Raw genomic sequence first — 12930 nt, forward strand, 5'->3', positions numbered from 1 at the left:
CGCCGGAGGCATGTCACGGCCGAGCAGGGACGACCGCGCGCCCTCGATGCCCATGATCCGGACGCCGCGCTTGTCGAGTTCGCTTACGAGGTCGCGCAATTGCGGGCGGTCGATGTCGACACCCTCGAGGTCGAGCACGATCGGGCGCTGCAGGAAAAATCCCGCCGAACGGGCAGCCAGATCGTCGAGCCGCACCAGCCAGTCATCGAAGGGCGGCTCCGGGCTGAGCACCATTGCGAGGAAGGAACGGCCCTTGAGGCGGATGGGCTGGGTGGCGGTTAGCACTTCGGTCATCTTCGTTAATTTTCCGTTGCCCAGTTCTATTTGAAACGTGGTTAACGAATGGTTATTTCGCGTGCCTTGCGGGAGGATGGAAAAGCCGCCGACGGGTGTGAAATTTTGTCTTGGCGCCTCCATCGATGACCGGCGCGGGCGCGCCGATCGCGCGAAAGTTCCCCTTAGTCATTTGTTTGAGGTTTGGCGGTAACCTGACCGCGGATAAATGAAGTGCGGTTCCCAAGGTCCGGAGATTTTGGGAATTTCTCGATTTCGCAGGGTTCTATGGCAAGACGTTTCATGCCCCGGTTCAAAGCAGGCCAGGCCCTCTCGCGGCCCAGTGTCATCGCCGCCGGGATCGCCCTTGCCGTCACCCTGGCGGCGGGCATATTCGCCGAATATCAGAACCGCCTGGTCCATCACCAGCGCGCGCGCGCCGATGTCGCCGAACAGCTCGGCCTGATTCGGTCCAGGCTCGAAGGCAACATCAACAGCAATATCCAGCTGGTGCGCGGTCTCGTGGCGGTCATCGCCACCCAGCCCGATATCGACCAGCAACGCTTCAGTGCCATCGCGGCCAGCCTGATCGGCAATCACTCGCAGTTGCGCAACATCGCCGCCGCCCCGGATCTGGTCGTCAGGCTGATGTATCCAATCGAGGGCAACGAGAAGGCCATCGGGCTCGACTACCGCAAGAACGAGCAGCAACGCGACGCGGCTATGCGGGCCGTCAATTCCCGCCACATGGTTCTGGCCGGCCCGGTCAATCTCCTGCAGGGCGGCCGGGGCTTCATCGGGCGATTTCCCGTTTATGTCGACGATGCCGACGACACCAGGCATTTGTGGGGTCTCGTTTCGGCTGTCGTCGATGTCGACCGGCTCTATGCGGATAGCGGACTTCTCGATCCCGACCTGCCGATCGAGATCGCCATCGCCGGGCGGGACGCCACTGGCAGCGACAGCACGGTCTTTTTCGGGCCGGCCGGGATCTTCGGCCGCGATCCCGTCGTTTCGGACGTGTCGCTTCCGACCGGCAGCTGGCGGATCGCCGCGATTCCCCGCGGCGGCTGGACCGGCGCGCCCGCAAACGCCTGGGAGTTCCGGTTTCTCATCCTTGTCGCGGGCCTGCTTGTCATCCTGCCGATCTCGATTGCCGGCTATCTCTACGATCAGCGCCGTACGCACATCAGCGAGCTGAGGCGGCGCCAGGACCAGATGCGGAAGTTGTCGCAGCGCCTGAAGCTGGCGCTCGACACCTCGAAGATCGGCGTTTGGGAGTTGAACCTCGACACGCGGGAGATGGCCTGGGACGACCGGATGAAGGAGCTCTATGGCGTTCCCGACGACGTCGACCCGACGAAATACGATGTCTGGTCGACGGCGCTCCATCCGGACGACCGCGAACGGGCCGAAGGGGAGTTCCGGGAGGCGATTTCCGATTGCGGCACATATTCGTCGGAGTTCCGCGTCGTTTTCCCCGACGGGACGATACGCTGGATCCGGGCCATCGGCGCCGTGCACGACAATATCGGCGGACACCGCCATATCATCGGCGTCAACTGGGACGTGTCGGACGACATCCGTCTCAAGACCCGGCTGATGGAAGCCAAGCGGAATGCCGAGCTCCGCAACCGCGAGCTCGAGGACGCCCGCGCGCAGATGGAGCACAACTCGCTGCACGACAGCCTGACCGGACTGCCGAACCGGCGTTTTCTCGACGAGCTGCTTCTGAACGGGCGCGACGGCCGCAAGCCGACGGCCCTGCTGCATATCGACCTCGACCGCTTCAAGCAGATCAACGACACTCTGGGCCATGCCGCCGGCGACGCGATGCTGATCCATGCCGCGTCCGTCCTGAAGGCGAATACGCGCGCCGACGACTTCGTTGCGCGGATCGGCGGCGACGAATTCGTCATTGCCACGACGACGCAGATCGATGAAGCGCAATTGTCCCATCTTGCCGACCGCATCATCGACCAGATGCGCCAGCCGGTTCCCTACAAGAACCATCTGTGCCGGTTCGGCGCCAGCATCGGCGTCGCCCTGGCGGACGAGAGCGTCACCGATTCCGGCAAGCGCTTGCTCATCGATGCCGACATCGCGCTCTACCGCGCGAAGAGCGACGGCCGCAATCGCTACGAGTTCTTCTCCGCCGCGCTGAAGGCCGAGGTCGTTCGCAACAAGCGCGTCGCCGACGACATTCTGAGCGGCCTCGAGCGGCGGGAGTTCCTGCCTTACTTCCAGCCCCAGTTCGACGCGAAAACCTTCGACATCGTCGGTGTCGAGGCGCTTGCGCGGTGGAAACACCCGACCGAGGGCGTGTTGACGCCCGACGTGTTCCTGGGGATCGCCGACGAGCTCAATGTCGTGCCGCTGATCGACCGCACCATCCTCGAACAGACGCTGTGGCAGTCGACGCGGTGGAAAGCGGCCGGTATCTCGATTCCGAAAATGTCGGTCAACGTGTCGGCCGGCCAACTGCACGACGCCGACCTCATCCACCGCCTCGACGGGCTTGCCATAGAACCGGGCACGCTGTCGTTCGAGCTGCTGGAGTCGATCTTCCTCGACGAGGGCAACGGAATCGCCGCCGCCAATATCGAACGCCTCGAGACGCTCGGTATCGACATCGAGATCGATGATTTCGGCACCGGCTACGCCTCGATCATCAGCCTCATCCATCTCCATCCGGCGCGTCTGAAGATCGACCGCAGGCTGATCACGCCGATCGTCGGTTCCGACAGCCGGCGGCGCCTTGTCGCGTCGATCATCGACATCGGCCAGTCGCTCGGCATCAAGGTGGTGGCGGAAGGCGTCGAGACGATGGAGCACGCCGAGATCCTGCGCGACCTCGGCTGCGACACCCTGCAGGGCTACGCCTTCGCCGCGCCGATGCCGTCGGAAACGCTGATGGAATTCGTCCGCGAGGAACGCTGGCGCAAGGTGGCGTAGGAAAGACGGGGCAGGCAGCTTTTATTTCGCCTCGCCGCTCCGCAGGCGCAGGCCGTCCAGAAAGACGTCCACCAGACGAATGACCTTGTCCCGCCAGCCCGGCTGCTGGCGCGTGTAGCACATGCCGATCAGGGCACGCATCATGTCCTCCGGCGCAATGTCATCGCGGATTTCGCCGGCGGCGACGGCGGCGGACATCAGTTCGCTGACGGCGCCTGTCATCCGCGCGGCGGAATCGGCAAAAAGCGCGTCGGAACTTCCGGCCGCGGGGCGAGCGCGGCGAGCACGCCCTTCTTGGTGGCGACCATGTCTATCTGGGCGTGAAGCCACCGGCGCAGCGCTTCCAGCGGCGGCGCCTCGTTCGAAAGCGTGGCGGCGAGAGAGACGAGCTGATCGTCAACCCGAAACTGGCGAGGAGCCAGCTCTATGGCGGGATGATCTGGGGCATCTCCTTCGCGCCGCACGGGTCGTCCGGTCAATGCCGATCTTGCCGGCTATCACATCCCGGTCCCTGTCGACATCCCGGCCATGGAGGCGCTGCTGATCGACGAGGACGACCCTACGTCAACGGTCTCGGGATCAAGGGCGTCGACAAGATCGGCATCACCGGAACGGTGGGCGCGATCGCCAACGCGATCTGGCACGCCACCGGGGTGAGGGCGCACCGCTTTCCGATCCGCATCGAGGACCTCATGAGTTGAGAAAGTCCGGGGCGGGGGCGTGAAACGACCCCCGCAGCCGCTTGCCCGACGGGTCGGAGGGCGGTGCGACGGGGGCGATAGTGCCATGCGACGCGAACTGCGCTAATGAGCCTTTGGCGGATCCTTTCGCCGCCAGGAAACAGTCATGGTCGCTTTTCCCCTTGTCTGGCTTGTCAGCGTTTTGACGACAATCGCCGCCTATACGCTGGCGCGGAACACGCGCGTGCCCCTTTTCGCGCGCTTTTTCCTCTGCGTCTTTCTTCTGTCCCTGGCTACCATCGGCCTACTTTTGGGATTGCGGCTTTCCTTCGGGGCCGGCTGGGCGGGTCTGGCTCAGCCGCTGATTGCCGTGCTGGTTGCGCCATCGGCCTATCTGGGATTTCGCGCCCTGTCGCAGGATACCTCGGCGTCATGGCGCGAAGCCCTGATTTGGAACGGCGTGCCGGTCGTGTTCGCGCAATTGGCCATTCTGGCGCCAATCCCCGTTTCCGCCGATGTGTTCGTCCTGGCGATCACCGGCGTATATCTTTTTCGTATCGCAACGCTGTTGCGCTATCACGCGGATGACTTCGTGCAGGTAACGCCGGATGCCATGCGCATCGTACGATTGGCGATATATGCCACGATGGTGTTGCTCGCCATGATGGTGGCGACGGATGGCCTGATCGTCGCGGCCAGTCTTTTTGCGCGTGAGCCCTTTGTTCTGAATTTCCTGACCGGCGTTTCCGGTGTCTTCGCGGCTTTCATATTCATTGTCGCGCTGGTCGGCGGGCCGATCGTGCTGTACCCGCCCGGCAGCGCCGGGAACAAGACGGAAGCGCCGAGTGATCGCGACCGGGCGTTAATGCAAGCCCTCGATGCGCTGATGACGGAGAAACAGCTCTACAAGGACAACAACCTGACTCTGGCGCGTGTGGCGCGGCGTTTGTCGGTGCCTGTTCGGGAGGTCTCGGCCGCGACAAACAGAACGACGGGCGAAAATTTCTCGCGCTACATGAACGCCTATCGCATCCGGCATGCGCAGCGTGTCCTGCGCGAGACGGATCTGTCGATCACGGAGGTCATGTTCGACGCCGGCTTTATCTCGAAATCCAGCTTCAATACCGAGTTTCGCCGCATCGTCGGGCAAACCCCGTCGCAGTACCGGATGAAAACGGCGGACGCATAACAGCGCCCGCCATCCGTGGCCAAATCAAAGTTCCCGGCATGCGATGCGGGTTGTCTCGATCCCGAATATGTCCGCCAGAATGTTGCGGCCGGGATTGAAGACGAAACCGTAGCCTTCGTTCAAGCCGGCTTCGATAACGATATCCGCGTCCGGGTGGTCGTCCTCGCTGATGCGATACGTATCGCTGGTGATGTCATGGCCATTCGCCAGAGCCTTGGCGACACGCCTGCTCTTGAGCACCAGACGGACGGGTTTGGCGAGATGCGCGGAAATCGCGTCGCCTCCGAAATCCCCGGCAACGAACCGAAGCGGAAAAGTCAGGCAATAGCCCGTTTCGTGACTGCGCAAGATCACGTCACCGCGTCCGGCCTTGCCCCGCAATTGCAGAAGCGTCGCTTCGCGTGGCCTTTCGACCACGACGATACCGAAGGCGCCCGCAGGGATTTGCTGGCCGGTTTCGGTCTGGATGGCGGCTCTCGTTATCCATGCCTCGTTCTCGCTTGCCGCATCGGCAAGTGCCGCAACGGACGCGAAAAGGAAAGCGACAAGGGTGGCCGGGAGCGAGATGGATGTATGTCGGATCGACATTGATTCAGGTCCTTTGATGAGTTTTCAATGTGCGCCGGGGCAGGAGTGCCGCGGTTCGCTGCATCAAAGGTGTCGGGGCGATGAATTCGCCCGTATACATGATCCCGAACGTTCGAGATCGCTTTTTCGAACATTTCTGGCGCGACGCCCGCACCGTTGATAGTTACAGGTGAAACTAATATCCTCCTCGTCAATCTATGCAATGTGACGAGGAGGACCCCCATGCTCGACACCGTCAAGGACGACCTGAAATCCACTGCGGCGAAAGCCAACGACCTGCAATACATGCCCGGTTTCGGCAATGATTTCGAGACCGAGGCGCTGCCCGGCGCGTTGCCGCAGGGCATGAACAGCCCGCAGAAATGCAATTACGGGCTCTATGGCGAACAGCTCTCCGGCACGGCGTTTACCGCGCCGAGCCACCAGAACGAGCGAACCTGGTGCTACCGCATCCGCCCGTCCGTGAAGCATTCCGGCCGCTACGCCAAGATCGACCTGCCGTACTGGAAATCGGCGCCGAATGTCGATCCGGACGTCATCTCGCTTGGCCAGTACCGCTGGGATCCGGTGGCGATGACCGACGAGAAGCTGACCTGGCTGACCGGCATGCGCACCATGACGACGGCGGGTGACGTCAACACCCAGGTCGGGATGGCGACGCATATCTATCTCGTCACCGAATCGATGGTGGACGAGTATTTCTATTCCGCCGACTCCGAGATCCTGATCGTGCCGCAGGAGGGCCGGCTGCGCTTTTGCACCGAGCTCGGCGTCATCGAGCTGGAACCGAAGGAGATCGCGATCATCCCGCGCGGCCTGGTCTATCGGGTCGAGCTGATCGACGGGCCGGCGCGCGGCTTCGTCTGCGAGAATTACGGTCAGAAGTTCGAGCTGCCGGGCAGGGGGCCGATCGGGGCGAACTGCATGGCCAACCGGCGCGACTTCAAGACACCGGTCTCGGCTTACGAGGACCGCGAGACGCCGTCGGTGCTGACCATCAAGTGGTGCGGCCAGTTCCACACGACGAAGATCGGCCATTCGCCGCTCGACGTCGTCGCCTGGCACGGCAATTACGCGCCGGTGAAATACGACCTGCGCAACTATTGCCCGATCGGCTCGATCCTGTTCGACCACCCCGATCCGTCGATCTTCACGGTGCTGACCGCGCCGTCAGGCGTTCCCGGCACAGCCAATATCGATTTCGTCCTGTTCCGCGAGCGCTGGATGGTGATGGAGGACACGTTCCGTCCGCCTTGGTACCACAAGAACATCATGAGCGAGCTGATGGGCAACATCTACGGCCAGTACGATGCCAAGCCGCAGGGCTTCGTGCCGGGCGGCATGAGCCTGCACAACATGATGCTGCCGCATGGCCCGGACCGCGAAGCCTTCGACAAGGCATCGAACGCCGAGTTGAAGCCGGACAAGCTCGACAACACGATGAGCTTCATGTTCGAGACCCGCTTCCCACAGCACCTGACGGCCTTCGCCGCGAAGGAAGCGCCGCTGCAGGATGACTACATCGACTGCTGGGACAGCCTGGAGAAGAAGTTCGACGGGACGCCCGGCAAGAAGTGAGCTTGCGAAACCGATTCCGGCGACAGGCCTAAGTAGCTGAAAAAACAGATCGACGGGCGGGTGCGAAAGCGGCCGCCCGTCGAGTTTTTCGCACGCACGGCATTCTTGGCCCTATTCTTGCGGGCGAAACGTTTCGGGTTCGCACGTCAATGGCGGATGCACGGGGCGATACGGCGCTTCGTTGAACAGTGCGTCCATCTTGCGGTCGGCCCCGACATCTCCATACAGAGCGGTCAAACGGGCATCGCGCCGATCCGGCGCGCCCAGCACAAGCGGAGTTTCTCCTGATGAAGACTATTGGCTTCCTCTCGTTCGGGCACTGGTCGCCCGACCGCGGATCGCAGGTGCGGACCGCGTCGGATGCACTGCTGCAATCGATCGAACTCGCGGTGGCGGCGGAGGAACTCGGGCTGGACGGCGCCTATTACCGGGTTCACCATTTCGCCCGCCAGCTTGCCTCGCCGTTCCCGCTTCTCGCCGCCGTCGGCGCGCGCACGTCGAAAATCGAGATCGGCACCGGCGTGATCGACATGCGCTACGAAAATCCGCTCTACATGGTCGAGGACGCCGGCGCGGCCGACCTGATCGCCGGCGGGCGGCTGCAACTCGGTATCAGCCGCGGCTCGCCCGAGCAGGTGATCGATGGCTGGAAATATTTCGGCTACCAGCCGGCCGAAGGGGATACCCATGCCGAGATGGCGCGCCGTCACGCCGAGATCTTCCTGCAGCAACTGGAGGGCGAGGGGTTTGCGCAGCCGAACCCGCAGCCGATGTTCCCCAACCCGCCCGGACTTCTCCGGCTGGAACCGCATTCGGAGGGCCTCAGGGAGCGGATCTGGTGGGGCGCGGCCTCGAACGCGACGGCCGAATGGGCCGCGAAACTGGGCATGAACCTGCAAAGCTCGACGCTGAAGACCGATGAGACGGGCGAACCGTTCCACATCCAGCAGGCAAAGCAGATTCGCGCCTATCGCGACGCCTGGAAGGCGGCCGGCCATTCCCGGACGCCGCGCGTTTCGGTCAGCCGCTCGATCTTCGCGCTGATCAACGACACGGACCGGATGTATTTCGGCCGCGGCGGCAAGGATGCCGACCAGATCGGCTACATCGACAAGGACATGCGCGCGATTTTTGGCCGCTCCTATGCCGACGAGCCGGACCGGCTGGTCGAGCAGTTGAAGGACGACGAGGCGATCGCCGAGGCCGACACGCTGTTGCTGACCGTGCCCAACATGCTGGGCGTCGATTACAACGCCCATGTCATCGAAGCGATCCTGACCCACGTCGCCCCGGCGCTTGGCTGGCGATGAGGGGTGAAATGGTTACCCGTCCCCGGAACCAGTGAAAATACGTTGACCTCAAACTAAATTTTGCTAGGCTTTCTCCCGATTGCGGAGGAACGATTGCATGACGGACGGCGGTGTCACGGTTCTTGTCGGAACAACGAAGGGCGCGTTTCTGGTTTCGGGCGGCGAGGATCGCAGCAACTGGTCGGTCTCCGGGCCATTCTGCGACGGCTGGCCGATCAACCACGTCATCGGCGATCCGGAGACCGGAACGCTCTGGGCCGGCGGTGGCGGCGACTGGCACGGCGCGGGCATCTGGCGCTCCGAGGACGGCGGCGAGACGTGGGAACTGACCAAACTCACCAGGGGCACGATGGACGAATGGGCCGCCAACGATCCCGATTTCGCGGCAATGACCGGCTGGACGGATACGCCGCCGCCGTTCGGGGAGCAGTTCTCGCAAGTCTGGTCGCTGCATTACGCCCATGGCACGCTCTATGCCGGCACCAAGCCGGCTAGGTTCCTCGCGAGCCAAGACGGCGGCAAGACGTGGGAGCATCTCGAGGGGCTGGCCAACCATCCTTCCGCCGACAGCTGGAATCCGGGCGCGGCCGGCCTCGTGCTGCACACCATCGTTTCCGATCCCGCGGATCCGGACAAGATGTGGATCGGCATCTCGGCGGCGGGCGTCTTTGCCACCGAGGACGGCGGCCAGACGTGGGAGCGGCGCAATCGCCTCTCCAACGCCGAAGCCTGCGGACATCACGAGCATCCTGCCGCGCCCCGCGACGGCGAAACCGGCCATTGCGTTCACAACATGATGCGCGCGCCGGGCGACGGCGATCTGCTCTACCAGCAGAACCATCACGGCGTGTGGCGCTCGGCCGATGGCGGCCGCAGCTGGGACGACATCACCGTCGGCCTGCCGTCGACCTTCGGCTTCCCGATCCGCGTCCATCCGCGCGATCCGGAGACGATCTGGACCATGCCGCTCAACGGCGACATGGCGGGCCGTTTTCCGCCCGACGCGGCGGCCGCGGTCTGGCGGTCGCGCGACGGCGGACAAAGCTGGCGGGACATGCGCGCGGGATTGCCGCAGGAAGCCTGTTTCTTCACCGTGCTGCGCCAGGCGATGGGCGGCGACCGGCGCGATCCGGCCGGCATCTATTTCGGGACCAATTCGGGCTCCGTCTTCGCCTCCACCGACGAGGGAGACAGCTGGCAGGAGATCGCGCGGCACATGCCGACGATTCTGGCGGTGGAGGTTCTGGACCGGGGGTAAGTCGCAGCGTGGGGCTTTACTCCGGCGGATACCAGTACTGCGCCTGCTCCGACCCCTTCCGGATGACGACGAAATTGTTGGCGAAGACGCGGTAGGGGGCGCTCCATTCGCCGTCGGGCCACTGGATTCGGATCTGGGCGCGCTCGGCGGTGCCGGTGCCGACATGGATGAACCCGGCCGAGCCGGAGGCATGGCCGCCGCCGACATGCACCTTGCGGGTGCGCGTCTCGTTGCCGGACTTGACGGTGACGGTCGCGCCGATGGCGTCGCGGTTCACGCCCTTCTGCTGCAGTTCGATTTCCAGCCAGTTGCCCATCGGCCGCGCGCCGGTTTCGGTCTTGGCGCCGCAATTGCGGAACAGGCTCACCGGCGCCTCGCGGTTGACGACGGCGAGGTCGAGCATGCCGTCCATGTTGAAATCGGCGACCGCCGCGCCGCGGCCGCGCCGGGGCAGCGCGATGCCGGCCTTGTCGCCGGCCTCGACGAAGCCGCCGCCTGCCTTGCCGAGCAGCATGTTGTCAGGATCGTAGGAGGCGAAATCCTGCATCTGCTGGACATTGCCCTTGGCGATGAACAGGTCGAGCCGTCCGTCATTGTTGAAATCGTCGAAATCGGCGTGCCAGCCGGTCGAGGGCTTCAGATCGTCGCCGGTATAGGGGCGGTGCGCGGTGGCGCCCTCGTCGAAGGCGATGTCGCGATAGACCGGCCGGTCCGGCTCGGCCTCGTCGTCCAGCGTCTCCAGCTTGGTGTCGCCCATCGAGGTCAGCGCGTATTCCGGATAGCCGTCCGCGTTCAGGTCGGCCTCGGCGATGCCCATGCCCCAGATCTGCACGCTGCGCCAGCCGTCCGACTTGCGGTAGGGCCGGGGCGGCTTGCCGGGCACGATGCGCCAGAGCTGTTCCTCGCCGTCGCGGTAATATTGCCGGTCATTGGTGATGCGCAGGTCCGGCTCGCCGGTGTGGTTCCAGTCGGTGAACAGCATCGACAGCGCGCAATAGCCGGGCGACAGCGGGAACTGCTCCGAATAGTCCGGCGTGTCCTTGCCTTGCGCCGGGCGGATGAAAACATTGTCGTGGCAGGTGCCCCAGGGCGATCCCGGCGCGGAGCGGTCGACATAGTTGCCGAAGGCGAGCGTCGGGAAGGGGAGACCCGGCTCGAAGGTCGCCGCAAACGCCGTCGACCAGGCCCGTCCGCCGTCGAAGGCGAGCGCCCGGTTGGCCTCGGTGAAGGTGCAGTCGGGGCCGCCCTTGAGAATGATGTTTTCGCCGACGCGCAGCACGACGAGGTCGCGATGGCCGTCATTGTCGATGTCGATCGGATAAAGGCCGGTGACCTTCTCGCGGATATTGGCGGGCAGGGCGTCCGGCTTTTCCTCGAACCGCAACTCGCCGCCGATGTCGGAGTGGTTGACATAGAGGCTTGCCGGGCTGGTGCCGCCGGCAATGGCGAGATCGGGAAGGCGGTCGCCGTTGCAGTCGAAGGCGGCGGCGCCGCCGCCGACGAAATATTCCCACGGCCCGGTATATTGGTGGTCGATGCCGGCGGCGAGCGCCTCCTCGACCATCACCGGCACATCCATGGTCAGTTCGGCATCCCTGTCCGGCGCGTCCTGTTCCGGCGCGTTTTGCGCGCGCAGCGGCGCCGCCGCGAAAAGGAGGGCCGCGAGGGCGAATGCGATCCTGTTGGTCATGGTTCGATCACCAGTGTCTTGAGATAGGCGATGAGGGCGCTGCGCGCGCCGTCGTCGAGGCCGATATACGCGTCGCGCGAGGCGCGCGCCTCGCCGCCATGGGCGCGGATGACGCCGTCGAGCGTCGTGAAGTCGCCGCGATGGCCATAGGGCGCGGTCGAGCCGATGCCCCAGATTTCGGTCGTCTGGAATTCGTTGCGCTCGACGAAGCGCTGCGACAGCAATTCGTTGCCGAGCGCGGCGACCTGCCGGTCGGTTATGACATGGCGCTTGAGGTCTCCGAACAGCGGCACGAGAACTTCGCCCTTGTCGTTACGCTCGAGGGTCTTCGTCCAGTCGAGCAGCGAGAGGTCGTAGACCGCGCCCTCGATCTCGCCGGCGCGCAACGTGCCCGCCGCGTCGAACGGGCCGGGATCGGCGAAGTCGAGGCTCTTCAGGGGCAGGGCGCGCACGTGGCAGGAGTTGCAGCCGATCGCGTCGAAGGCGGTGCTACCCTGTTTCGCCGCCGCCTGCCATGCGGCGTCGGCGGGCTGCATGACCGTCGGCGCCGGCCGAGAGGCCTGCCAGGCGACGAGGGCGGAAATGTCGCCGTCGGAGAGTTCGTGCGCATGCCCGTCCTCGTCGAAATCGGCCTCGCCGGTCCAGCGCGCGCCGAAACGTTCCTCGGCCTCCATGCCATGGTGCTGGTTCATGGCGTTGATGGTGAACTGGCGCAGCGAGGTCATCACGCCCTTCTGGCTGAACGGCCGGACGACGAGGTCGGTGTCGACGCCCTCGATCTCGTGCAGGTCGAGAATGCCGTCCGGCAGGGCGGTGATGCGGCCGAACCCGACCCCCTTGGTTTCGAGCGCCGCGGTCACGGGCTCGCCCTTCTGGCGCGCGGCGTGCAGCGCCGCCTTGCGGATCGCGTGCAGGTCGGCGGTCATCTCGCGCGCCAGCAGTTCGACCAGCCCGGCGCCCATCAGGTGGTTGGTGTTGCGCTCGTTGGAGAATTGCGGGTCGGTGGTGTCGAAGTCGGCGTTGGTGAAGCCCTCGTTGACGAAGACGTTGACCGTGAAATCGCCGGCGCCGCCCATCACGGGCTCGCGATGACAGCTCGAACAGGAGTTGGACTCCGTGCCGGCGATGCGCTGAAAGATGTTGTCGGGAGGGCGCTTGCGCTTCGTCGGGATGATGGCCTGGGTGGCCATCTTGCGCCCGGCGCCGTCCAGTTCGGTGAATTTCGCGCCGAACAGGCGCTCCCCACTGGCGATCAGCGCGTCGAGGGCCGCGCGGTCGAGCGTGCCGGTCAGCTTCGACTGGTCGACATGGGAGTTGATGGCGCGCTCGGCCCACGGCACGTCGCCGGCGGCGGCCGGGCTGGCGCAAAGGACCGCAAGCGCGATCGCGGACAGACGGTTCATCATCGG

The 12930-nt window shown here is 64.5% G+C and carries 11 protein-coding genes; 6 read left to right on the top strand and 5 right to left on the bottom strand.

What is annotated here, in order from left to right:
* The coding region (locus tag IG169_RS14105) for a septum site-determining protein MinC (RefSeq protein WP_487345383.1) at positions 1-294 on the bottom strand (294 nt) is incomplete at its 3' end.
* A 282-nt stretch (positions 295-576) separates the two neighbouring features.
* On the opposite strand from IG169_RS14105, the gene IG169_RS14110 reads away from it, so the two are divergent.
* Positions 577-3228: a bifunctional diguanylate cyclase/phosphodiesterase gene (locus tag IG169_RS14110; RefSeq protein WP_210326025.1), complete on the top strand. Its 2652-nt coding sequence runs from the start codon at positions 577-579 to the stop codon at positions 3226-3228.
* Between the two features lie 21 nt (positions 3229-3249).
* On the opposite strand, the gene IG169_RS14115 is transcribed toward IG169_RS14110, so the two are convergent.
* Entirely contained in the window at positions 3250-3558 is a 309-nt protein-coding gene (locus IG169_RS14115) for an SbtR family transcriptional regulator (RefSeq protein ID WP_343225655.1), read from the bottom strand.
* Between IG169_RS14115 and IG169_RS14120 the strand changes: the two genes are divergently transcribed.
* Both IG169_RS14120 and IG169_RS14125 read left to right on the top strand, forming a co-directional pair.
* Complete coding sequence (locus IG169_RS14120; RefSeq protein WP_428982251.1) at positions 3549-3929, top strand: hypothetical protein; 381 nt, start codon at positions 3549-3551, stop codon at positions 3927-3929. The two genes, IG169_RS14115 and IG169_RS14120, sit on opposite strands and share 10 nt — an antisense overlap.
* Positions 3930-4224: 295 nt before the next feature.
* Positions 4225-5097, top strand: a complete 873-nt coding sequence (locus tag IG169_RS14125; protein ID WP_246717388.1) for a helix-turn-helix transcriptional regulator — start codon at positions 4225-4227, stop codon at positions 5095-5097.
* 24 nt (positions 5098-5121) lie between these two features.
* Here the strand turns inward: IG169_RS14125 and IG169_RS14130 are convergent, their stop codons facing one another.
* Entirely contained in the window at positions 5122-5685 is a 564-nt protein-coding gene (locus IG169_RS14130) for a hypothetical protein (RefSeq protein ID WP_193176872.1), read from the bottom strand.
* A 222-nt stretch (positions 5686-5907) separates the two neighbouring features.
* On the opposite strand from IG169_RS14130, the gene hmgA reads away from it, so the two are divergent.
* From hmgA to IG169_RS14145, 3 genes are all read left to right on the top strand, one after another.
* Positions 5908-7263 (top strand): homogentisate 1,2-dioxygenase, encoded by a 1356-nt coding sequence (gene hmgA, locus IG169_RS14135; RefSeq protein ID WP_193176873.1) that lies wholly within the window; start codon positions 5908-5910, stop codon positions 7261-7263.
* 287 nt (positions 7264-7550) lie between these two features.
* Positions 7551-8573, top strand: a complete 1023-nt coding sequence (locus IG169_RS14140) for an LLM class flavin-dependent oxidoreductase (protein WP_193176874.1) — start codon at positions 7551-7553, stop codon at positions 8571-8573.
* 97 nt (positions 8574-8670) lie between these two features.
* Complete coding sequence (locus IG169_RS14145; protein WP_193176875.1) at positions 8671-9831, top strand: sialidase family protein; 1161 nt, start codon at positions 8671-8673, stop codon at positions 9829-9831.
* A gap of 16 nt (positions 9832-9847) precedes the next feature.
* Here the strand turns inward: IG169_RS14145 and IG169_RS14150 are convergent, their stop codons facing one another.
* Positions 9848-11521 (bottom strand): CRTAC1 family protein, encoded by a 1674-nt coding sequence (locus IG169_RS14150; protein WP_193176876.1) that lies wholly within the window; start codon positions 11519-11521, stop codon positions 9848-9850.
* Positions 11518-12927 carry a di-heme oxidoredictase family protein gene (locus tag IG169_RS14155; RefSeq protein ID WP_193176877.1) on the bottom strand — a complete coding sequence of 470 codons (1410 nt, stop codon included), beginning with the start codon at positions 12925-12927 and terminating at the stop codon, positions 11518-11520. Before IG169_RS14155 ends, IG169_RS14150 begins: the two co-directional genes overlap by 4 nt.
* Positions 12928-12930: the final 3 nt, after the last annotated feature.

Origin of the sequence: Oricola nitratireducens, from assembly GCF_014904745.1 — a bacterium.
Taxonomy (GTDB): domain Bacteria; phylum Pseudomonadota; class Alphaproteobacteria; order Rhizobiales; family Rhizobiaceae; genus Oricola; species Oricola nitratireducens.